This is a genomic window from Bordetella bronchialis (assembly GCF_001676705.1).
Taxonomy (GTDB): domain Bacteria; phylum Pseudomonadota; class Gammaproteobacteria; order Burkholderiales; family Burkholderiaceae_B; genus Bordetella_C; species Bordetella_C bronchialis.
The window spans coordinates 1,371,160-1,393,601 of the sequence record NZ_CP016170.1 but is presented as its reverse complement, the minus strand read 5'-3'; the positions used below and the strand labels follow the sequence as shown (position 1 = coordinate 1,393,601).

The 22,442-nt window shown below is 67.0% G+C and carries 19 protein-coding genes, 1 tRNA gene and 1 other RNA gene; 7 read left to right on the top strand and 14 right to left on the bottom strand.

Features of this window, described 5'->3' with window-relative positions; genetic code table 11:
* Window positions 1-3 precede the first annotated feature (3 nt).
* From carA to ffs, 9 genes are all read right to left on the bottom strand, one after another.
* Window positions 4-1,140 (bottom strand): glutamine-hydrolyzing carbamoyl-phosphate synthase small subunit, encoded by a 1,137-nt coding sequence (gene carA / locus BAU06_RS06185; protein WP_156770161.1) that lies wholly within the window; start codon window positions 1,138-1,140, stop codon window positions 4-6.
* 151 nt (window positions 1,141-1,291) lie between these two features.
* Entirely contained in the window at window positions 1,292-2,080 is a 789-nt protein-coding gene (locus tag BAU06_RS06180) for an ABC transporter permease (RefSeq protein WP_066345610.1), read from the bottom strand.
* Window positions 2,081-2,110: 30 nt separating this feature from the next.
* Window positions 2,111-2,917: an ABC transporter ATP-binding protein gene (locus tag BAU06_RS06175; protein ID WP_066345607.1), complete on the bottom strand. Its 807-nt coding sequence runs from the start codon at window positions 2,915-2,917 to the stop codon at window positions 2,111-2,113.
* Window positions 2,910-3,956, bottom strand: a complete 1,047-nt coding sequence (locus BAU06_RS06170; protein WP_066345605.1) for an ABC transporter substrate-binding protein — start codon at window positions 3,954-3,956, stop codon at window positions 2,910-2,912. Before BAU06_RS06170 ends, BAU06_RS06175 begins: the two co-directional genes overlap by 8 nt.
* Before the next feature lie 22 nt (window positions 3,957-3,978).
* Complete coding sequence (locus BAU06_RS06165) at window positions 3,979-5,214, bottom strand: CaiB/BaiF CoA transferase family protein (protein ID WP_066345599.1); 1,236 nt, start codon at window positions 5,212-5,214, stop codon at window positions 3,979-3,981.
* 118 nt (window positions 5,215-5,332) lie between these two features.
* Window positions 5,333-5,941, bottom strand: coding sequence for a recombination mediator RecR (gene recR / locus BAU06_RS06160; RefSeq protein WP_066345598.1), 609 nt, complete (start codon window positions 5,939-5,941; stop codon window positions 5,333-5,335).
* A gap of 91 nt (window positions 5,942-6,032) precedes the next feature.
* The gene (locus tag BAU06_RS06155; RefSeq protein WP_066345597.1) at window positions 6,033-6,359 is read right to left on the bottom strand and encodes a YbaB/EbfC family nucleoid-associated protein; all 327 of its coding nucleotides are present in this window, start codon (window positions 6,357-6,359) and stop codon (window positions 6,033-6,035) included.
* A gap of 54 nt (window positions 6,360-6,413) precedes the next feature.
* Window positions 6,414-9,020, bottom strand: a complete 2,607-nt coding sequence (gene dnaX, locus BAU06_RS06150) for a DNA polymerase III subunit gamma/tau (RefSeq protein ID WP_066345592.1) — start codon at window positions 9,018-9,020, stop codon at window positions 6,414-6,416.
* Window positions 9,021-9,106: 86 nt separating this feature from the next.
* An RNA gene (ffs, locus tag BAU06_RS06145) (signal recognition particle sRNA small type) lies at window positions 9,107-9,204 on the bottom strand.
* Between the two features lie 186 nt (window positions 9,205-9,390).
* On the opposite strand from ffs, the gene BAU06_RS06140 reads away from it, so the two are divergent.
* From BAU06_RS06140 to pbpG, 3 genes are all read left to right on the top strand, one after another.
* Entirely contained in the window at window positions 9,391-10,254 is an 864-nt protein-coding gene (locus BAU06_RS06140) for a hypothetical protein (protein ID WP_066345590.1), read from the top strand.
* Between the two features lie 674 nt (window positions 10,255-10,928).
* A tRNA-Arg gene (locus tag BAU06_RS06130) sits at window positions 10,929-11,003 on the top strand.
* A gap of 403 nt (window positions 11,004-11,406) precedes the next feature.
* Window positions 11,407-12,525 (top strand): D-alanyl-D-alanine endopeptidase, encoded by a 1,119-nt coding sequence (gene pbpG, locus BAU06_RS06125; protein WP_415834847.1) that lies wholly within the window; start codon window positions 11,407-11,409, stop codon window positions 12,523-12,525.
* Window positions 12,526-12,549: 24 nt separating this feature from the next.
* Here pbpG and BAU06_RS06120 read toward each other — a convergent pair whose 3' ends face one another.
* Complete coding sequence (locus BAU06_RS06120; protein ID WP_066345585.1) at window positions 12,550-13,191, bottom strand: HD domain-containing protein; 642 nt, start codon at window positions 13,189-13,191, stop codon at window positions 12,550-12,552.
* Between the two features lie 138 nt (window positions 13,192-13,329).
* Here BAU06_RS06120 and BAU06_RS06115 point away from each other — a divergent pair, with 138 nt between their 5' ends.
* The gene (locus BAU06_RS06115; protein WP_066345583.1) at window positions 13,330-14,298 is read left to right on the top strand and encodes a GlxA family transcriptional regulator; all 969 of its coding nucleotides are present in this window, start codon (window positions 13,330-13,332) and stop codon (window positions 14,296-14,298) included.
* Between the two features lie 106 nt (window positions 14,299-14,404).
* Here the strand turns inward: BAU06_RS06115 and ybaK are convergent, their stop codons facing one another.
* The 3 genes from ybaK to fumC form a co-directional block, all read right to left on the bottom strand.
* Entirely contained in the window at window positions 14,405-14,893 is a 489-nt protein-coding gene (ybaK, locus tag BAU06_RS06110; protein WP_066345581.1) for a Cys-tRNA(Pro) deacylase, read from the bottom strand.
* 97 nt (window positions 14,894-14,990) lie between these two features.
* Window positions 14,991-15,974, bottom strand: coding sequence for a tripartite tricarboxylate transporter substrate binding protein BugE (locus BAU06_RS06105; RefSeq protein WP_066345578.1), 984 nt, complete (start codon window positions 15,972-15,974; stop codon window positions 14,991-14,993).
* 287 nt (window positions 15,975-16,261) lie between these two features.
* Window positions 16,262-17,659, bottom strand: a complete 1,398-nt coding sequence (gene fumC / locus BAU06_RS06100; protein ID WP_066345574.1) for a class II fumarate hydratase — start codon at window positions 17,657-17,659, stop codon at window positions 16,262-16,264.
* An 81-nt stretch (window positions 17,660-17,740) separates the two neighbouring features.
* Here fumC and tsaE point away from each other — a divergent pair, with 81 nt between their 5' ends.
* Together tsaE and BAU06_RS06090 are read left to right on the top strand one after the other, a co-directional pair.
* Window positions 17,741-18,277, top strand: coding sequence for a tRNA (adenosine(37)-N6)-threonylcarbamoyltransferase complex ATPase subunit type 1 TsaE (tsaE, locus tag BAU06_RS06095; protein WP_066345569.1), 537 nt, complete (start codon window positions 17,741-17,743; stop codon window positions 18,275-18,277).
* Complete coding sequence (locus BAU06_RS06090) at window positions 18,208-19,590, top strand: N-acetylmuramoyl-L-alanine amidase (RefSeq protein WP_066345567.1); 1,383 nt, start codon at window positions 18,208-18,210, stop codon at window positions 19,588-19,590. The genes tsaE and BAU06_RS06090 overlap by 70 nt, the downstream gene beginning before the upstream one ends.
* A 7-nt stretch (window positions 19,591-19,597) precedes the next feature.
* On the opposite strand, the gene BAU06_RS06085 is transcribed toward BAU06_RS06090, so the two are convergent.
* On the bottom strand, window positions 19,598-20,263 hold the full coding sequence (locus BAU06_RS06085; RefSeq protein WP_082988012.1) for a VTT domain-containing protein: 666 nt from the start codon (window positions 20,261-20,263) through the stop codon (window positions 19,598-19,600).
* A 100-nt stretch (window positions 20,264-20,363) separates the two neighbouring features.
* On the opposite strand from BAU06_RS06085, the gene mutL reads away from it, so the two are divergent.
* Complete coding sequence (gene mutL, locus BAU06_RS06080) at window positions 20,364-22,436, top strand: DNA mismatch repair endonuclease MutL (protein WP_066345562.1); 2,073 nt, start codon at window positions 20,364-20,366, stop codon at window positions 22,434-22,436.
* Window positions 22,437-22,442: the final 6 nt, after the last annotated feature.

Sequence of the window (22,442 nt, the reverse complement as noted above, 5' to 3'; positions counted from 1 at the left end):
TCTTTACGCGGTCTTGGCTTGGCCGGCCATCTGGCTGATGAACTTGTCGAACAGCACGAGGATATCGTGCGGGCCCGGGCTGGCTTCGGGGTGCCCCTGGAAACAGAACGCGGGCCGGTCGCTCAGTTCGAAGCCCTGCAACGTGCCGTCGAACAAGGAAATATGGGTGATGCGGGCATTCTTGGGCAGGCTGGCCGCATCCACCTCGAAGCCGTGGTTCTGGCTGGTGATGAATACGCGCTTGCTTTCGACGTCCTGCACGGGATGGTTGGCGCCGTGGTGGCCCGTCTTCATCTTGCGGGTCTTGCCGCCGACGGCCAGGCCCATGATCTGGTGACCCAGGCAGATGCCGAACACGGGCAGCTTGCGGTCCAGGAACGCGCGCGTGGCCTCGATGGCGTAGTCGCAGGGCTCGGGATCGCCGGGGCCGTTGGCCAGGAACAGGCCGTCCGGCTTGAGCTTGAGCGCTTCATCGGCCGGCGTCTGGGCCGGCACCAGCGTGATGTGGCAGCCGCGGTCGGCCAGCAGGCGCAGGATGTTGCTCTTGACACCGAAATCGTAGGCCACGACGTGGAACTTGTCGCCCTTGGGATGGCTGTAGCCCTGTCCCAGGCGCCACGTGCCTTCGGCCCATTCGCCCTGCTTGTCGATCGACACCGTCTTGGCCAGGTCCTGGCCCGACATGCCGGGGAAGCCGCGCGCCAGCTCCAGGGCACGGTCGGCGTCGTCGCCGGTCAGGATGCAACCGCCCTGGGCGCCTTTTTCACGCAGGATGCGCGTCAGCTTGCGGGTATCGATGCCGGCGATGGCGACGATACCCTGCGCCTTCAGGTAGTCGGGCAGCGAGCTGGTGGCACGGAAATTCGACACGCGCGCGGGACAGTCGCGCACGATCAGGCCGGCGGCGAATACCTTGCGCGACTCGACGTCTTCGGCATTGACGCCGGTATTGCCGATGTGCGGATAGGTCAGCGTGACAATCTGGCCGGCGTAGCTGGGATCGGTCAGGATTTCCTGATAGCCGGTCATGGACGTGTTGAACACGACCTCGGCCACGGTATGCCCGGGTGCCCCGATGGAAATGCCTCGGAACACAGTACCGTCCGCCAGAGCCAGGATTGCAGGAGAAGGCCGATGCATTCCATCGGACCCCTCGGGAAAGAGTTGCGGCAGCACGATAAACCCCGGTTTCAGAATCAGTAATCAAACCTTGGGATTATAACCTGAACCGCTTTTTTGCCCGGGATGACCCTTCAGGCAGGCCCGCAGCCCCGTGCCGGCGGGCCGGAAATCAAAGCTTTTCCGTTTCGCCGGCCCGCGGCTGCCACTTCATCAGGCGGCGTTCGACCAGCGTGACGATACCGTCGAGCACCAGCGCAAAAAGGGTCAGTACGACGATGCCGGCGAACACCGTGTTGACGTCCAGGGTGCCCTCGGCCTGCAGGATGAGGTAGCCGACGCCGCTGGCCGAGCCCAGGTACTCGCCCACCACGGCGCCGACGAAGGCCAGCCCCACGGAGGTATGCAGGCTGGAGAACACCCAGCTGGTGGCCGAGGGCAGGTAGACGTAGCGCAGCAGCTGGCGGCGGTCCGCGCCCAGCATGCGCGCATTGTCGAGCAAGGTGGTGCTGACTTCCCGCACGCCCTGATAGACGTTGAAGAACACGATGAAGAACACCAGCGTGACCGCCAGCGCGACCTTGGACCAGATGCCCAGGCCGAACCACATGCCGAAAATCGGGGCCAGGATGACACGCGGCATGGAGTTCGCGGCCGTGATGTAGGGATCGAGGATGGCGCTGGCACGGGGCGACAAGCCCAGCCACAGCCCGCACGCCAGCCCCGACACGGTGCCGATCACGAAGGCCAGCACGGTTTCGGCCAACGTCACCGACAGATGGCGGTAGATATCGCCGTCGGTGACGAACCAGGCCCATATCCGCTGGGCGACCTCCCAGGGCTGGCCGAAGAAAAACGCGATGTTGGGACTGCGCGAGGCAAGGTGCCAGGCCAGCAGCAGGATGACCAGCAGCAGGATCTGCCACAGGCGCAGGGATTTGGATTTCATCATGGTCGACATGGGCAGCCCGAGCTCCTTCCGTTGGGGCCGCTAGGCCTTTTTCTGCTGGGCGTAGCCCTTGAGCACTTCTTCCCGCAGCACGTCCCAGATGGCGGCATGCAGCTCGATGAAGCGCGGATGCGTGCGCACTTCGGCCACGTCGCGCGGCCGCGGCAGATCGATGGCGAACTCGCCGATGGGATGGGTGGCCGGACCGGCGGACAGCACCACCACGCGGTCGCTCATGGCGATGGCCTCGTCCAGGTCGTGCGTGATGAACAGCACCGCCTTGCGCTTGGCCATCCACAGCTCCAGGACTTCGTTTTCCATGAGCTGGCGCGTCTGGATATCCAGCGCGGAAAACGGCTCGTCCATGAGGATGATGTCCGGATCGCGTATCAGCGTCTGGGCCAGCATCACGCGCTTGCGCATGCCCCCGGACATCTGGTGCGGATAGCGGTGTTCGGAGCCGCCCAGCCCGACCCGGCGCAGCCATTCGCGGCCACGCTCGCCCGCTTCCTGCGCGGACATGCGGGCGAACTGCAGGCCCGCCGTCACGTTGTCCAGCGCATTGCGCCAGGGCATCAGCGCTTCGCCCTGGAACATGTAGCCGGCGCGGCGATTGATGCCCGCAAGCGGTTCGCCGAACACCCGCACCTGCCCCGAGGACGGCGCCAGCAGGCCGGCCCCCACATTGAGCAGCGTGGACTTGCCGCACCCCGTCGGCCCGACGACCGAGACGAACTCGCCGGGCGCGATGGCCAGGCTGGCTTCCCGGACGGCGGTGTAGCGCGGACCACCTTCCCGGGAAACGAAGGTGCAGGTGATGTTGTCCAGCGACAGTGCTGCGTCAGCCATTCGGATACTTCTGGTTGGCGCGCTTGGCGAACTCGTTGGTCCACATCTTGGACGGGTCGACCTTCTTGGGATCGAAGTCGGGCACGAAAGCGGCCAGGGCCTTCACGGCGGTGGCGGGGCCGTCCTCCGGAATGATGCCGTCCGGCGAGAAGCCGTCCATGCTGGCTTTCAGCGATGCCTTGTAGACCTCCGGCTCGCCCAGCAGGTAGCTCTTGGGCACCGCGTTGACGATGGCGTCCAGGTTGTTCTTCTGCGCCTGGATCCACTTGTCGGCGCGCACGATGGCGTTGGCAAGTGCCTGCACCGTGTTGGGATTGGCGTCGATGTAGCTTTGCGCGCAGTACAGGCAGCCGGCCGGCATATTGCCGCCGAAGATTTCCTGCGTGTCCTTCAGCGTGCGGGTATCGACGATGATCTTCAGGTCGCCCGAAGTCTGCAGCGCCGTCACGACCGGATCGGTGTTGGAGATGGCATCGATCTGGCCGGTCTTCAGCGCGGTGATCGCGCCCGCGCCGGCGCCCACGCCGATGATGGAGACGTCCGACGCCTTCAGGCCGTGCTTGGCCAGGAAGAAGTTCACCACCATATTGGTGGACGAGCCCGGCGCCGTCACGCCGATTTTCTTGCCCTTCAGGTCGGCCGGCGACTTGTAGTTCGGCATGTTCTTGGTCGACACGCCGAAACCGATCATGGGCGCGCGGCCCTGCAGCACGAAGTCGCGGTAGAACTGGCCCTTGGACTGCAGGTTGAGCGCGTGCTCGAAAGCGCCCGAGACGATGTCGGCGCTGCCGCCCACCACGGCCTGCAGCGCCTTCGCGCCGCCGGCGAAGTCGGCGATGGTGACATCCAGGCCTTCATCCTTGAAGTAGCCGCGCACCTCCGCGATGGTCAGGGGCAGGTAGTAGGTCAGCGCCTTGCCGCCGACGGCGATGGCCACCTCTTTCTTTTCCAGCTTCTGCGCCCGCACGATGGCGGGGGCCAGGCCCAGGGCGCCGGCCGCGCCGGCAAGCTTGAGCCATTCACGTCGAGTCACGGACATTTTTCGTCTCCAGGTGAGTATCCTATAGGCCGATGGCGCCCGAAGCTGCCAGGGCGGCGATAGCGGCAGCATCATACCCCAGGGATTTCAGCACTTCCTCGGTATGTTCCCCTAAGCGCGGCCCCAGCCAGCGGGTGCCGCCCGGGGTTTCGGACAGCTTGGGCGTCACCGCGGGCAGCTTGACCGGGCTGCCGTCGGCAAAAGCGTGCTGCTCGATCATGCCGCGCGCGATGAACTGCGGATCGCGGAACATGTCCGCCACGCTGTAGATCTTGCCGACCGGTACATCCGCGCGTTGCAGCGTGTCCAGCGCCTCGTCGATGGTGCGGCTATCGCACCAGGCCTGGATGGCGCCGTCGATATCGTCCACCCTGCGCGCGCGCCCGTCGTTGCGCGCCAGGGCGGGATCGTGGGCCAGGTCGTCGCGCCCGATGGCCAACATCAGCCGATGGAAGATGGCATCGCCATTCCCCGCGATGACGATGTTCTGGCCGTCGCGCGTCGTGTAGGTATTGGAGGGCACGATGCCGGGCAAGGCGCCGCCGGTGCGCTCGCGCACCACCCCCGCCACGTCGTATTCGGGCACCAGGCTTTCCATCATGTTGAACACGGCCTCGTACAGCGCCACGTCCACCATCTGCCCCTGGCCGCCCGCCGTGCCGTTCCAGCGCCCGCCCGTGGCGTCGCGATGGCGCAGCGCCATCATGGCGCCGATGACGCCGTGCAAGGCGGCGATGGAATCGCCGATGGAGATGCCCACGCGCACCGGAGGACGGTCCGGATGGCCCGATACATAGCGCAGCCCGCCCATGGATTCGCCGATGGCGCCGAAGCCGGGGCGGTCGCGCAACGGACCGGTCTGGCCGTAGCCGGACAGCCGCACCATGATGGTGGCGGGGTTGATCGCGCGCAGCTGTTCATAGCCCAGGCCCCACTTTTCCAGCACGCCGGGGCGGTAGTTCTCGATGATTACGTCGGCATCCAGCGCCAGCTTCAGGGCCACTTCGCGCGCGGCGGGATCCTTCATGTTCAGCGCCACGGATCGCTTGTTGCGGGCCTGCACCGTCCACCACAGCGAGTTGCCCTCGTGCAGGTGGCGCCAGGTGCGGATGGGATCGCCGCCGCCCTTGCCATCGGGGCCATTGGGGGTCTCTATCTTGATGACGTCGGCGCCGAATTCGCCGAACAGGCGGGCCGCGAAGGGGCCCGCGATCAAGGTACCGAGTTCTAGGACTTTCAGTCCGGCCAAGGCCGACATGGCGGCTGTCTCCGTGATGGTCTATGCGAAGGAACAGGGCCTTGCCGGCCTGCTCGGGTATGTCTGTCCCGGGCGCCCCGGGGGCTGGGCAGGCGACGCCCATGGCGCCGGATCGCCGCTAGGTGGACTTGCGCTCCATGAGCGCCCAGGCGATGGTCCCGGCATCCACGTATTCCAGTTCGCTGCCCGCCGGCACGCCGCGCGCCAGCCGGGTCACCGACAGGCCGCGTTCGCGCAGCGCCTCGCCAAGGAAATGCGCCGTGGTCTCGCCTTCCGCCGTGAAATTGGTGGCCAGGATGACCTCGGTCACCACGCCGTCGCCGGCGCGCGCCAGCAGGCGCTCGAAATCCAGCTCGCGCGGGCCGATGCCTTCCAGCGGCGCCACCCGCCCCATCAGCACGTAGTACAGGCCGCGATAGCCATGGCTGGACTCGATCATGTTCTGGTCCGCCGGCGTCTCGACGATGCACAACTGGCTGGGATCCCGCTTGGGATTGCTGCAAGTCGCGCAGATCTCGTCTTCGGTGAAGCTATTGCAGCGCGCGCAGTGCCGCAGGTTCTGCACGGCCGAGGCCAGCGCCTGTCCCAGCAGGTCCGCGCCGCGCGGATCGTGCTGCAGCAGGTGATACGCCATGCGCCGGGCCGAGCGCACGCCGACGCCGGGCAGGCGCCGCAGCGCCTCGATCAGGGCGCGCAGGGGTTCGGGTTCGGGAAGCGAAGGTTCCATGGGTCGCGGGGACGCCCGTATGAAAGCGGACCGCACACCCCGACGGCCCCGTCAGGGGTCGCGGCCTGGCGTGCGGACGCAGCGGCCAGGTTCAGAACGGGAACTTCATGCCCGGAGGCATGGGCATGCCCGCCGTCACGGAGGCCATTTTTTCCTGCGCCGTGGCTTCGGCCTTGCGCAGCGCGTCGTTGAAGGCGGCCGCGACCAGGTCTTCCAGCATGTCCTTGTCGTCGCCGACCAGCGTAGGGTCGATGGCGACGCGCTTGACGTCGTTGCGGCAGGACATGGTGACCTTGACCAGGCCGCCACCGGACGTGCCTTCGACCAGGATATCGGCCAGCGCCTCCTGGGCCTTCTTCATGTTTTCCTGCATTTGCTGGGCTTGGCGCATCAAGCCTGCGAGTTGTCCTTTCATCATGATGGAAGCATCCTTTTCAGCGGATAAACGAATAGAGGAAAGCGGCGCCCGCGCTCAGCGGGCCGCCGCGGCGGGCGGGTCGACGTGGCGGATGGAGCCGGGCACCACCTGGCCGCCGAAATCCGATAACAGCGCACGCACGAAGGGATCGGCCTCGACCGCGGCTTCCGCGGCGCGCTGGCGTTCGGCGCGTTCCTGCTGCGCCACGGCGTGGGCGGTGGCTTCTCCGGTGGCGCCGACCAGGACCTCCAGCCGCAGGCTTTGGCCGAAGTGCTCGCACAGCACCGTCTGCAGCCGCACCCGGCTGGCGCTGTCGGCCAGGGTACGGACGGCCACGCGCAATATGACGGTATCGCCTTGCACGCCATGCCATTCGCTCTGGCGCGCCAGTTCCGCCGCCAGGCCGGTAACGGGCAGGCGGGCCGCCAGCTCGGGCCAGGTGGCTTCCGACATATCGGTCACGCGCGGCCCCTGGCGGGAACGGCTGCCCGCGCCGGACGCGCGGCGCGCGGGCTTGGCGACCGGCACATCGGCGGCCCGGCTGCCGCCGGCCATGGTTTCGAACTCGTCGTCGTCCGGGCTGGCGATGAAACCCTCGTCGGGGCTGTCGAAACCCTGGTAACCGCCTTCGGCATCGTCCGGGATGACTTCATCCACCCAGGCGGGCGGGCCATCGTCCTGGGAAGAGGATGCGGGCTGCGCCGAGGGCGCGGCGGGTGTTGCCGCTGCCGTGGGTGCTGCCGCTGCCGTGGGTGTTGCCGCTGCCGTGGGCGTTGCCGCTGCCGTGGGTGCTGTTGTTGTCGTGGGCGCTGTCGTTGTCGTTGGCGCTGCTGCTGCCTTGGGCGCTGCCGCCGTGGGCGCCGCCACGGCCGAGGGTGCGGACTGGGGCGCGGAAGCTCGCGCGGCGACGGGCTCGGACGCCGCGGACGTTAACGAGACATCCGCGCGCGGAACCGATGCCGAAGACGTTACGGCGGCCGCATCGGGCTCGGCTCCGGCCACGGGTGCGTCGTCCCATGGCGCGACACCGGCTGACGGCATGCCCTGCCCCGCCATGGCGCCATGCCCGTCAGCGGATGGCGTCGCCCGCACGGAGGCGGCAGGCGGCGTCGAAGCCAGCGGGGCTGTCTGTGTCGAGGCGCCCCCCGGCACGGACGCGGAACCGGCTGGCGGCGTGGCCGGGGACGGCGATGCGGCGGCCGCCACGTCTGCCGACGCCGACGCCGACGCCGACGCCGATCCCGATCCCGACGGCGCTGGCGATGTCGCTGCTTCCGGCGCTGGCGATGTCGCCGCGGCCGCGGAGGCCGTGGCCTGCGGCACTACTGCCGGCCCGGGGGCACTCGGAGCGTCCTCGGACGTCGCTCCCGGCGCCGTCGAGGCAGCCGGCGCGGCGGTGGAAGCATCCGGCGCCATCGAGGCAGCCGGCGCGGAATGAGATGGCGCGGCGGCTCCCGCAGCGGACGGGGCCGCGACGGACGCAGATGGCGCCGGTCCAGCCGCCGTGGCAGCCGGCACGGCCGTGGGCTGCGCGGCGCTGGCCGCGGGCGGCGTCGCCGGCAGCGGCAGCGGGCCGGCCTCCCCGCTGAGCGACAGCATGCGCAGGCAGGCCATCACGAAGCCGGCGTACTCATCCGGCGCCAGCGCGAGTTCGCCGCGGCTGTGCACCGCGACGGAGTAGAACAGCTGCAGGGCATCCGGATGCAGGCTGCGCGCCAGGCGCGCGATGTCCCCCGCCAGCGGATCGTCGGCTGCGATGGCGCCGCTCACACGCTGCTCGATGGCCACGCGCGACAGCAAGGAAGCCAGGTCGGCCAGCGCGCCGCCATAGGACAAGCCGCGTGTGGCGAGCTCATCGGCCACGTCCAGGACCGCGCGCGCATCGCCGGCGCCCAGGGCGTCCAGCAGACGCACCAGATGGCGCTGGTCTATGGTGCCCAGCATGCCCCGCACGGCTTCTTCCGTCAGGTTGCCCGCGCTGTAGGCGATGGCCTGGTCGGTCAGCGACAAGGCGTCGCGCATGGAGCCGGACGCCGCCTGCGCGATCAGCCGCAGCGCCGGCACCTCGAAGCCCAATTGCTCTTCGCCCAGCACCTGGCGCAGATGTCCCACGATGGCGTCGGGCGGCATCTGCTTCAGGTTGAACTGCAGGCAGCGGGACAGGACCGTCACCGGGATCTTTTGCGGATCCGTGGTGGCCAGGATGAATTTGACGTGCGGAGGCGGCTCTTCCAGCGTCTTCAACATGGCGTTGAAGGCATGGCCGGTCAGCATGTGGACTTCGTCGATCATGTAGACCTTGAAGCGCCCCGCCCCCGGCGCGTAGACCGCCTGTTCCAGCAGCTGCGTCATTTCGTCGACGCCGCGATTGGATGCCGCGTCCAGCTCCAGGTAATCCACGAAGCGCCCGGCGTCGATTTCCGTACAAGCCTGGCAAACGCCGCAAGGCTTGGACGTAATGCCGGTCTCGCAGTTGAGCGACTTGGCCAGGATGCGCGACAGCGTGGTCTTGCCCACGCCGCGGGTGCCGGTGAAGAGCCAGGCATGATGCAGCCGCTGCGTATCCAGCGCGTGCGTCAGGGCGCGCACCACATGATCCTGCCCGACCAGGGTATCGAACGAGCGAGGCCGCCACTTGCGGGCCAATACGAGATAGGTCATGGGCGGATTGTAGAGCGGCCGGCGCCGGTAACAAGAAAGGACGGAACGATGCCGCGCACCTGATCCGTCCTTCTTTGGCGTATTCGGGAGGCGAGCCTTACTCCGGCACTGACCCTAAACGGCTATGGCTGCTTCGTTCCCGACCTGACCAGGTTCACCGCCGGACCATGCGAAGGGGCCCGCCAGCCAGCATTCTATCAGGTCGGCGCGAGCCGGCGTCGGAATAGTCCGCGACATGCGGCCCGTGGACGAGGACGCGTCCGCATCGGCAACAGCCCCGACATACGGGGGAACCCTGATCCGCTCGCAGGGACGTACGCCCCGCCTTGAACGGCATCGTGTCACACAACCTACGTCGGAGATCCGGAAAATGACCCTAACCGCGCTGTCGCATAACGTCCCCTACACGGCCGAGACCGCGACACTCTGGCAGGCCCACTTCAAGCAACGCGATGAGTATATGGAGAAGCACCTGTCCGGCCAGGACATCGCGTTCATGAACCATCGCGGAACGAATGGCGCGCCATCCTTCCCCGGCGACAGCGCCATTACGGTGCTGAACTGCCTGTATGGCGATCCCAAGAACCCCGCCGTCGACCGTACGCCCGCCTACTACTCCCCGGAGGCGACGCACCACAACCAGGCGGCGATACAGTCCATGGAGTTCATGCTCCAGCAGCCCTACCTGGACGACAAAACCAAGGCCAGCCTGCGGGACTCCATCGCCGGCCTGCGAAACAGCCAGCAAACGCAAACCCAACGCATGCAAGAGCAAATGACCAAAGTGCTCCAGAGCGCGAAGGATCTGCTCGCGCACCGGCAGGTCGACGGCGAAGCGCGCGTCATCGAATCCATCCAGGTGATCGATGCGGTGCTGCGCAATATCGCCGGCTTCCAGCGGCCCGGCATGTCGGAACAGGCCGCCACGTTCTTCGACGTGTATTCCATGGACATTAAATCCGAGTGCGAACTGGCGCTCGGGATCGCCAGGAATCCCTTCCCGATCCTGAAGGAATTCGCCAAGAACGAGACGAATCCCGCCCGTTTCGACCAGGAATGGCAACGCGCCATGGACGCCGTGCGGCCGGAGGCGCGCGCCATGGCGGAAAAACTGAAGGACCTGCTCGGCCCCTATGCGCGCCTGTCGCCCCCGGCGCAGGGCGAGCCGCGCGGCGCGGGACAGGAGGCGGCACCGTCGCGCCGGCAGGATAGCCGGACGATGATGCAGGTCTAGTGCCTTTGGCCGGGCGCGGCCGCGCCCGGACCATCAATCGGCGCCCGCTGTGCCGGGCGCTAATCCGCCGGTGTGCATGAACGACTGCCTGAGGTGGCACCTTGGTTCCGGGGCGCGATCCGCAGCGCCGAGTACGCACGATTTTCCTGCGTCGCGCATCGAAGATCCAACGCAGGTTGTATGAAATGGCTCGGCAAAACTGATCGGGACCGCGTCAAAGCCGGGGCCGCGGCGGAAACGCCCGTTTCCCACAACCCGGACACCGATCCCTACGACCCGAACGATGAGACTGCGGTATACGCGTATTGGAATACGGCCGAAGTCACGCGGCCTGGCCGGCCTCGCGTCATGGTGAAGCGCCCCACACTGAACATGCGAGTGGATGCGGACGTCATGGAGCACGGGGTCATCGCTATTGGCTCCATGGGCTGGGTCTTTAGCGCAGTCAGATAGCTCTTCCCGGCATGATTGAGGTCATTGCCAATTCGCGTCGAGAAGTCGCTACACTGACCGGAACGCGCCGACTATCTTCGCGCAAACGGACAAACGAAGCCGCCGCAACGCGTCATGGCAGAGGCCAAGTGCGCTCTGCCCCAATGGTAGAATCGCGAGCTTCGCGTGTCTGGCGGCCGCCGCGATCAAGCAGCCCAAGCTTCCTCACGATGCGTTTTCACCTCGCCGTAGTTAAATGGATATAACCGGCCCCTCCTAAGGGTCAATTGGTGGTTCGATTCCACCCGGCGAGGCCAGGTCACCGGCCACGGCGCGCGGCGCCGCGCCGCCTTGGCGGCGGCGCATTCCCTCGCCGGCGGCCCATTCTTCACTCCCTTCCCTCAGCGCCGAGCCGGCCGCATCCTCTCGCATCCCCTCATTGGTTTGCCTTCGTCGCCATGCCATATTGCGGCACGGATGAGCACGCGCGTGCGTGCCGTGCGGCAGAACCGATGAGCATGCCAGCCCCTGCCTGCGCGGCCCTGCCAGCCGTGCCGCGCCCCGTCGCTTAAAAAGATTGTTTAAATTAACGCCCTAACCCTATAATTCGATTCAATTTTCTCGCGAGACGCCGCGCGGCGTCCGCCCCAGTCTTACGGACAAGTCCTACTTATGGCGCAATTTGTGACACGTTCGGTCGTGACGGCGGTCGCTCCGCTGATGGTCGCGGCATCGCTCCTGCTCTCGCCCGGCGCCCGGGCGGCGGCCGATCCCTGCAAGGTCAACGCCAAATCGGCGGCCTGCAAGGCAGCCCAGGCCAAGACGGCTCCCAAGCAAACCACCACGACCACGGTTACCAAGAGCACCACCACCGCCAAGTCCGGCAGCAAGACCACGGTCGCCAAGACGCAGAGCAAGACCACCACGGTGGCGAAGAAATCCGCCAGCGGCAAGACCAGCACCACCACCCGCAAGGAAACCGTCGCCGACACCACCACCAAGTCGGGCAAGAAGGTCGTCAGCCACGCCACCAGCACTACGCGCAGCAAGGTCTCGGCGGCGGCCGCGCCGGCCACGACGTCGGCCCAGGCGGCGGCGCTGCGCTCCAGCGTGGCCTATGTGCAGGACCTGGCCACTTCCACGGTGCTGTTTTCCAAGAACGAAGACACCATCCGGCCGATCGCCTCGATTTCCAAGCTGATGACCGCCCTGGTCGTGGTCGATGCCAACCAGCCCATGGACGACATGCTGGAGGTCACCGACGATGACATCGACCGCCTGCGCCATGCCGCGTCGCGGCTGCCGGTGGGCTCGCGCCTGAGCCGCGCCGACATGCTGCACGTCGCGCTGATGTCGTCGGAGAACCGTGCCGCGCACGCGCTGGGCCGTTACTACCCCGGCGGCATGCCGGCCTTCGTCAAGGCCATGAATGCCAAGGCCCGCGAACTGGGGATGATGGACACCCACTTCGTCGAGCCCACCGGCCTGTCCAGCGAGAACGTTTCCTCGCCGCGCGATCTGGTCCGGCTGCTGCGCGCGGCCTCGCAGCGTCCCCTGATCCACCGCTACACCACGGATACGGAATACGACGTGGACATGGGCCGCGGGCAGATGCGCACCTTCCGCAACACCAACGCGCTGGTGCGCAGCGCGGACTGGGACATCAAGGTCTCCAAGACCGGCTTCATCAACGAAGCCGGGGAATGCCTGGTGATGCTGGCCCATATCCAGGGCCGCGACCTGGCCATCGTGCTGCTCGATTCGCAAGGCAAGTATTCGCGTATCGCGGATGCGGTCCGCATCCGCAAGTTCGTGCAAAACGAAGTCGCGATGATGTAATGGCCGGCGGGGCAAGCCCGCCGCCTACGCGCGCCAGGCCGACCCGCGTATCACGCTGCAGAAGTTGCCGCGATGGAAATGCGGCTCCTTGTCGGCGATGACATCCGCCTTGACGTTGCCGAAGGTCGTCTGCGGCTTGTGCTTGATGCCGTCGTAGAAGGTCTGGATGATGTTCTCCTTGAAGTTGTCGCCGCGCGGATGCGCGTGCACGACGGCTTCGCGGTCGGCATCGCTGAATCCCGCATAGTCGATACCCAGCACATCCATTTCAACGCCCGCCGTGACCAGCGCGATCACGGGGTGCATGTGTTCCGGGACACCGGGCGTGGTGTGCAGCGCGATGGCGGTCCACACCAGGTCTATGTCCTGTTGCGAAATACCGTGGCTGCGCAGGAAGTCGCGCGCGACGTTGGCGCCGTCCACTTCGAAGCGCAGGTCCTGGCTGGCGTGCGCATGGGTCAGCCCCATGTCGTGGAACATGGCGCCGGCATACAGAAGCTCCGCATCGAACTTCAAGCCGCGGCGCTTGCCGGCCAGCGCGCCGAAGTAATACACGCGGCTGGAATGATGGAAAAGCAAAGGCGACTCGGTGTCACGGACCAGGTCCGTGATTTCGCGTGCCAGTTGGCTGTCGGGGATGGCGATACCGCCTATGGTCAGGCTCATGATCCGTGCTCCGGAATGATTGCGTGGAATCATTGTGCGAGCTGGAAACCCTGGCATCAATCGGCGTAACACGTCATATACTGCCATTTCACCCCTCATCGCGACATGGCGGACCCGACGCGGGAGCATCGACGAAAAATGGCCAAATCGATCGCCGTCCTGGCACTGCCGGGCGTACAGCTGCTGGACGTCTCCGGCCCCTTGGATGTCTTCGCGCAGGCGAACCTGGAGGCCGGCCAGGACTATTACGAACTGCGCGTGGTCGCCTGCGAGCCGGGGCCATTGCGCAGCTCCTCCGGCACGCGGATCCTGCCGGATCTGGTCGCCGGCCAGGCACAGGACCGTTTCGACACGCTGCTGGTTGCCGGCGCGCCCCACGCCCATAGGCTGCAACTGCCCGCCGGCATCATCGAATGGCTGCGCGCCAGCGCGCGCCGCTCACGGCGCTACGGCTCGGTATGCACCGGCGCCTTCGTACTGGCCGCGACCGGCCTGCTGGATGGCCGCCGCATCACCACCCACTGGGCCGCCGCGGAGCCGCTGGTCCAGTCCTATCCCTCGATTACCGTGGACGAAGATGCGCTATATGTGCGCGACGGCAAGGTGCGCACCGCCGCCGGCGTGACGGCCGGCCTGGATCTGGCCCTGGCCCTGGTAGAAGAAGACCTGGGCCGCGACATCGCGCGGCAGGTCGCCAGCCAGCTGGTGATGTTTTTCAAGCGGCCCGGCGGACAACTGCAATTCAGCCGCAAGGGTGAAACCCATCCCGCCGGACGCTCTGTTTTGCAGGAGGTGCAGCGCTGGGTCGCCGCCCACCCCGGATTGCGGCATGACGTGGCCAGCCTGGCGCGGCATGCGGGCCTGAGCCCGCGCCACTTCGCACGGCTATTCCGCACCGAGATCGGCATCACGCCGGCGGCATGGGTGGAAGCGGCGCGCGTGTCCGCTGCCCGTTCGATGCTGGAATCCGGTTCCCGGACACCCAAGCAGGTTGCCGCGGAGTGCGGCTTCGCCAACGCCGACACGCTGCGCCGCGCCTTCTACAAGCATGTCGGCGTGACGCCGGCCGAATACCGGCGGCGCCACGCGCACGCGTACGACGCATGACCAGGTACCGGAGCCGTTCGAGCACGCGGGGCGGCCGCGTGCCCCTATTCCAGCGCGGCTGCGGCCGCGTACGCCCATCCCGGCGCTCGTGCGGCCGGTTATCCGCCTACTCCAGCGCGACGGACACCGGCCGCGCGCCCAGCAGATCCACCAGCGCGCCAGGCGCGATGCCGACCAGATAGCCGCGCCGCCCGCCGTTCACATACACGGTCGGATAATCCAGCACGCTGGCTTCCACCCACACCGGCATGCGCTTGCGCGTACCGAAGGGCGAGGTGCCGCCCACCTGGAAACCGGAATGGCGCTGCGCCACGTCGGGATGGCAGGGAACGACCTTTTTCAAGCCGGCCTGCCGGGCCAGGTTCTTGGTGGAGACCTCGCGATCGCCATGCATCAGCACGATCAGCGGTCGCGCGGCCTCGTCCTCCATCACCAGCGTCTTGACGACGGCATGCGGGTCCAGGCCCAGCTGGCGCGCGGCCTCGCCCGCGCCGCCGTGGTCGACGTAGTCGTAGGTGTGTTCCGTGTAGGCAACCTTGTGCTGCTTCAGGAACTGCGTCGCGGGGGTTTCGGAGACGTGTCGGGCCTTGCTCATGGCGGGAAAAAAGTGACATTAAAAAAACCAGGCCCGCGGGCCTGGTTTTCCCTCCGCGGCAGGCTTGCCCGCCGCGGCGCGTACACCGCGCGCGATGTTACTCGAGCTTGATGTTCTGCTTCTTGACGATTTCCTTGGCCCAGTCGTACTGCGACTTGATTTCCTTGGCGAATTCCTCGGGCGTGTTGCCGGAGGGCTCGGAGCCCTGTTCGTCCAGCGCCTTGATGACCTTGGGGTCCTTCAGCGCCACCACGGCCGCGTCGCGCAGCTTGTTGACGATGTCCATGGGGGTGCCGGCGGGGGCCAGCAAGCCATACCATACCGGCTGGTTCACGGCGGGGAATCCGACTTCCGCGAAGGTGGGCACATCGGGCATGCTCTTGATGCGCGTGGGCCACGCCACCGCCATCGCGTTGATGGCCTTGGCCTGGATCTGCGGCATGGACGACGGCAGGTTGTCGAACAGGATTTCGATCTGCCCGCCCACCGCGTCGGCCAGCGCCGGACCCGATCCCTTGTAAGGCACGTGCACGATGTCCGTACCCGTGGCCAGCTTGAAGGACTCGCCCATCAGGTGCAGCACGCCGCAGGTGCCCGAGCTGCCGTAGGAATACTTGCCCGGGTTTTTCTTCAGCACATCGAGGAATTCCTTGAAATCCTTGACGGGCATCTTCTTGGGATTCACCGACACGACGTTGGCCGTGTTGGCGAAGTTGGTGACCGGCTGGAAGTCCTTGATGGGATCGTAGGGCAGGTCGTTGGGGCGGCAGGCCGGGTTCACGGCCATCGTCGACACCGTGGCGATGGAAAGCGTGTAGCCGTCCGGAGCGGCCTTGGCGGCCTCGGCCGCGCCAATCGCGCCACCGGCGCCGCCCTTGTTCTCGACCACCATGGGTTGGCCCAGCTCCTGGCTCATGCGCTGCGTGACCAGGCGGGCAATGATGTCGGTGGACCCACCGGGCGCGAACGGCACGATCACGCGGATGGCATGGCTGGGATACTTATCGGCGGCCTGGGCGGACGCGGCCAGTGCGCCGGTGCCCAACGCGATAGCCACGGCCAGCGTGCGGATTTTCATCATTGAAGGATCTCCTGTATGTTCTTCAACCCGCCCGTTGCGGGCTGATTTGGCTGCGGGCATGCAATTCCCGCGCCTCTTGGGGCGGATGCACACTCCTGCACAATCGCGCAGAATAGCAGCATTTGTTTACAGCAGGTACCGGGACTAGCCCTTGCCCCGCGGATGGACCGGCCGCGCCAAGCGCCGCGCTGGCGCGTGCTCTTCCGCACCGCGTCCCCGGGCCGGCCCGTACAAGGCCGCCCAGCTTGTCTTCGTCCCGGGCCACAGGCATGCGGCCCGCGCACCGCTCAGGACTTGCGCTTGGCGTTGGTCATGGCCGCCGGGACGACCCACTCCTGGAACTGCGCCTCGGTGACATGGCCCAACTGCAGCGCCGCCTCTTTCAGCGAGAGGTTTTCCTTGTGCGCTTTCTTGGCGATCTGCGCGGCCTTGTCGTAGCCGATGTGCGGATTCAGCGCCGTCACCAGCATCAAGGAACGGTCGACCAGTTCGGCGATGCGCTCGCGGTTGGGCTCTATGCCCTTGGCGCAATGCTCGTTGAAGCTGTTCATGCCATCGGCCAGCAGGCGCACCGACTGCAGGAAATTGTGGATGAGAAGCGGCTTGAATACGTTGAGCTCGAAGTTGCCGCTGGCGCCGCCGATATTGATGGCGACGTCGTTGCCCAGCACCTGCGCGCCGAGCATGGTGATGGCCTCGCACTGCGTGGGGTTGACCTTGCCCGGCATGATGGAACTGCCGGGCTCGTTCTCCGGAATGCTGATCTCGCCCAACCCCGAACGCGGGCCGCTGGCCAGCCAGCGTACGTCGTTGGCCAGCTTGATCAGGCCGGCCGCCAGCGTCTTCAAGGCGCCGTGCATGAACAGCAGCGCCTCGTGCGAGGCCAGGGCCTGGAATTTGTTCGGCGCGGACACGAAGGCGGCGCCGGTATCGTGTGCCAGTTGCGCCGACACGCGCGCGCTGAACTCGGGATGCGCGTTCAGCCCGGTCCCCACGGCGGTGCCGCCGATGGCCAGCTGGTGCAGCCCCGGCAGGGCCGCGCGTATCTGCTGTTCGGACAGGTCCAGCTGCGCGACATGCCCGGAAAACTCCTGCCCCAGCGTCAAGGGCGTGGCGTCCTGCAGGTGGGTGCGGCCGATCTTGACGATGTCGTAGAAGGCCGCGCTTTTTTCGGCCATCGTGGCGCGCAGCGCCTTCAGCGCCGGCAGCAGGTGTTGTTCGACCTGCACCGCGGCGGCCACGTGCATGGCCGTGGGAAAGGTGTCGTTGGAGGATTGGCCGCGGTTCACATGGTCGTTGGGATGCACTTTGCGGCCTTCCCCGCGCTCGCCGCCCAGGATCTCGGACGCGCGATTGGCCAGCACTTCGTTCATGTTCATATTGCTTTGCGTGCCCGAGCCCGTCTGCCACACCGACAGGGGGAACTCGCCGGGCCACTTGCCGGCGATCACTTCGTCGGCCGCCTGCACGATGGCGTCGGCGATGCCGCCATCCAGCTCGCCGAGTTGGGCATTGACCTGCGCCGCGGCTTTCTTCAGGCGCGCCATGGCGTCGACCAGCGGAACGGGCATCTTCTCCGTGGAGATGGCGAAGAACTGCAGCGATCGCTGCGTCTGCGCGCCCCAAAGATGGTCGGCCGGGACGTCGATGGGGCCGAAGGTGTCTTTTTCGGTGCGGGTCTTCATGTGATGCGGCTCCGTTGTTCGCCGGCGCGGCGCGCCTCGGCGGTTCCTATAATCCCCTGTTTTTACCACTCGCCCCGCGTCATGTCCGCCTCCCGCAGCCTGACCCTGCACCTGCCCGACGAAAGCGCCACCGACGACCTGGCGCGCCGGCTCGCGCCCCTGCTGGATGGCAGCGCCGGCGCCGCCCCGCCCGGCGGCCGTATCCACCTGTCCGGGGACCTGGGCGCGGGCAAAACGGCCTTCGTCCGGGCACTGTTGCGCGCAAGCGGCATTAAGGGCCGGATCAAAAGTCCGAGCTATGCCTTGCTTGAAAGCTATAAAGTTTCTAACTTATACTTCTATCACTTTGATTTTTATAGATTTAGCGATCCGCGCGAGTGGCTGGACGCAGGATTCCGCGATTTACTGCGGGACGATGTGGTCGTCTTGATCGAATGGCCGGAGCGGGCGGCGGGGCTTTTGCCCCCTCCCGATCTGCACATCGGCCTGGCTTACGCCGGGCCAGGACGCGATGCCACGTTGACCGCGCATACCGCTCGAGGACAACTATGGCTGAACGCGATTGTCCCCCCGCAAGCGCCCCCCTCCGGCGGAGCGCCCTCTCCCGACGCCGCCTGATCGGCGCGGCGGCCACGCTGCTCGTCCTTCCCGTCATCCCGCGCCTGGCGCAGGCCGCCACCATCCTGGCGGTGCGCACCTGGCCCGCCGACGAATACACCCGCGTCACGCTGGAGCTGGACAGCGAGCTCAAGGCGGAACAATTCACCCTGGAAAATCCCGACCGGCTGGTCGTCGATATCCAGGGCCTGTCCATGAGTCAGTCCCTGAACGAGCTGGCCGCCAAGATCCGCAAGGACGATCCCTACATCAGTTCCCTGCGCATCGCCCAGAACCGGCCCAATGTCGTGCGCCTGGTCTTCGACCTGAAGCAGGCGGTCGCGCCGCAGATCTTCACGCTCAAGCCCGTGGCGGACTACCAATACCGCCTGGTGCTGGACCTGTATCCCAAGGTGGCCCAGGATCCGCTGATGGCGATCCTGAAGAAGCCGCCCGGTCCCGACGTGGAGGACCCTCTCGCCCGCATCCTGGAAGACATCTCGCGCAATCCGCCCGGCCCGGGCACGGCGACGATCCCCTCCCCGCCGCCGCTGCCCAACACGCCCCCGGCGGTGGCGCTGCCGCGCCCCAGCGATCCCGGCCCCAAGCTGGGGGGGCGCAAGCGCATGCTGACCATCGCCCTGGACCCCGGCCATGGCGGCGAGGATCCCGGCGCCAGCGGCCGGACCGGCCTGCGCGAAAAAGACGTGGTGTTGCGCATCGCGCATCGCCTGAAGGCGCTGATCGACGCCCAGCCCAATATGCGGGCCTATCTGACGCGCGATGACGATTACTTCGTGCCCCTGCACGTGCGCGTGCAGAAAGCGCGGCGCGTCCGTGCCGACCTGTTCGTCTCCATCCACGCCGATGCCTGGATCAAGCCGACGGCCAGCGGTTCTTCGGTGTTCGCCTTGTCGCAACGCGGCGCATCCAGCGCGGCCGCGCGCTGGATGGCCAACAAGGAAAACGCGGCGGACCTGATCGGCGGCGTCAACCTGGGCGCGCATGACGAACAGGTGGCCAAGGTGCTGCTGGACCTGTCGACCTCTGCCCAGATCCACGACTCGCTCAAGCTGGGCAGCGTCCTGCTGGAAGAGATCAAGAAGATCAACCGGCTGCACAAGGACGACGTCGAACAGGCGGGTTTCGCGGTGCTGAAGGCGCCGGACATTCCTTCCATCCTGGTGGAAACCGCCTTCATCAGCAATCCCAACGAAGAGGCCCTGCTGAAATCCAGCAGCCACCAGGACAAGCTGGCCATGGCGATGTTCACCGGCATCCAGCGCTACCTGACCACCAACCCGCCGCTGGCGCGGGTGGGGGACGTCAGCTAGCGCCGCCCTATTCCGGCTTTTTCGACACGTGCGTTGCCACGCCCTGGCGGCGACGCACGATTTTCCACAGCCCGGCCAGCACCAGCGGCGCGATCGCCGCCGCCAGGCCGATGAGCACAATCAGGTTCAGGCGCTCCTTGACCATCGGAATGTTGCCGAAGAAGTAGCCTGCCGCCACCAGGCTGCCCACCCAAAGGATGGCGCCGGTGATATTGAACAACTGGAAGCGCGCCACGCTCATTTCCGCCACCCCCGCCACGAAGGGCGCGAAGGTGCGCACCAGGGGAATGAACCGTGACAGCACGATGGTCTTGCCGCCGTGCTTCTCGTAGAACGCATGCGTGCGCATCAACGCCGCCCTATCCAGGAAACGCACGTTCATGGAAAACACCCGCGGGCCGATGTAGCGGCCGATCGCATAGTTCAGGGTATTGCCGGTGATGGCCGCCACGATCAGCAGCACGGCAAGGATCACGGGATCGATGTGCCCCGAAGCGCCGAAGGCGCCGGCGATGAACAGCAGCGAGTCCCCCGGCAGGAAAGGCAGCACCACGAAACCGGTTTCGCCGAAGACAATCAGGAACAGCACCAGGTAAACCCAGGAGCCGTACTGTGCGACCCAGACGCCAAGAGTCTGGTCGATGTGCAAAACCATGTTGACTAAATCGAGCATGCCGGCGAAATCACAGAAGGAAAGGGGGGCGTAGCCCGCGACTATAGCCGACGCGACACCAGGGCTAAAATCAATCGCAAACCCTGAGTCACCATCGTCCATGTCCGACCGCCGCCCCATTGCCGCCCTTCCCGACCTTCTGATCAGCCAGATCGCCGCCGGCGAGGTCATCGAACGCCCGGCGTCCGTCCTGAAGGAGCTGCTGGAAAACGCCATCGATGCCGGGGCGCGGGCAATCGAAGTACGGCTGGAGGGCGGCGGCATCCGCCGCATCGCCGTGACCGACGACGGCGGCGGCATCCCGGCCGAGGAACTGCCGCTGGCGCTGCGCCGCCATGCCACCAGCAAAATCGCCAGCCTGGACGAACTGGAGGCCGTGGGGTCGATGGGGTTTCGCGGCGAGGCCCTGGCATCCATTGCATCGGTCGCCCAGCTGACGATTATTTCCCGCACCCGGGACGCGGCGCATGCCTCGCAGATCGATGCCGGCAGCGGCGAGCTCGCGCCCGCCTCCGGCCCGCCGGGCACCACCGTGGATGTACGGCAGTTGTTCGATTCCGTCCCGGCGCGCCGCAAGTTCCTGCGCGCCGAAGCCACGGAGTTCGGCCACTGCCTGGACGCCCTGGAGCGCATCGCCCTGGCCCACCCGCACATCGCCTTCCGTCTCTTCCACCATGACCGCGCCCACCGCCAATGGCTGCCGGCCGATCCGCCGCAACGCATCCGCGACGTGCTGGGCGCGGAATTCGCGGACCAGGGCCTGCTGATCGAGCGCGCGCTGGGACCGGTGGCGCTGACGGGCATGATCACGCGGCCCACCGCGGCGCGCGCGCGCGCCGACCGCCAGTACTTGTATGTCAACGGACGCTACGTGCGCGACCGCACCGTCAGCCATGCCTTGCGCAGCGCCTACGCGGACGTCCTGCATGGCGATCGCCAGCCGGCCTACGTGCTATTCCTGCGCATCGATCCGGCGGCCGTCGATGTCAACGTGCATCCCGCCAAGCACGAGGTGCGCTTCCGCGACAGCGGTGCCGTCCACCGCTTCGTATCCCAGGCGGTTTCCGATACGTTGGCGCAGACCGGTGGCCAAGGCGTGGCCGGCGTCTCCGGCGCGCCCGCCGGCACGCCGCGCAACGACGCATTCGCGCCGGCGGGTGCCACGGTCGCGCCGCCCGGCGCCGCCCCGTACGAGCGGGACGGCCGCGCCATGGCGGCTGGCGATACGCCGTCGCGGCTTTACGCCGGCCGTGAGGGCCACGCGACCGCGCCAGCCAACGCGTATCGCGGGCTGGGCGCCGGCTTTCCGCCGCCGCGGCCTCATACGCAGGTTCCCTTCCGCCTGCACGGCACGTCGGCCAACGCCGCCGATTGGCAAAGCCTGTACCGTCCGCTGGAAGCGCCGGGACGGGACAACGCGGTATCGCGGGATCCGCACGCGGATCCGGAGGGCGCCGCCGTCCGCGGCCTGGACGGCCAGGGACAGGCAGGCATCGTCGGCGATGCGTGGGCCATGCGGGATGCCGCCGGCGGCGCGCCGGTGTTGCGCGAGACGGCCCCCGGCAACGCCACGCTATCCGAGACCGAAGAGCACCCGCTGGGCATGGCGCTGGGCCAGCTGCACGGCATCTACATCCTGGCGCAGAACAAGCGGGGCCTCGTGCTGGTGGACATGCACGCCGCCCACGAGCGCGTCGTTTACGAGCAGCTGAAAACAGACCTGGACGCGCGCAGCATGCCGCGCCAGGACCTGCTGGTGCCGGTGGTATTCAATGCGCAGGAAAAAGACGTCGCGCTGGTGGAGGAATGCGAAGCGCAGCTGGAAGAACTGGGTTTCCGCATGCGGCCGGCGGGCCCGGCCTCCATCGCGGTGCGCTCCGTGCCGGCGCTGCTGGCGCGCGGCGACGTGGAGTCCCTGGCGCGCGCGGTGCTGCGCGATCTGGCGACGGTGGGCGTTTCCCGCCTTCTGACGGAGCAGCGCAATGAATTGCTTGCCACCATGGCGTGCCACGGCTCGGTGCGCGCCAACCGCCGCCTGACCATCGAAGAGATGAACGCGCTGCTGCGCCGCATGGAAGCGACGGAACGCGCCGACCAGTGCAATCACGGCCGGCCCACCTGGGTGCAATGGTCGGTATCGGAGCTGGACCGGCTCTTCCTGCGCGGCCAATAGCGCGAT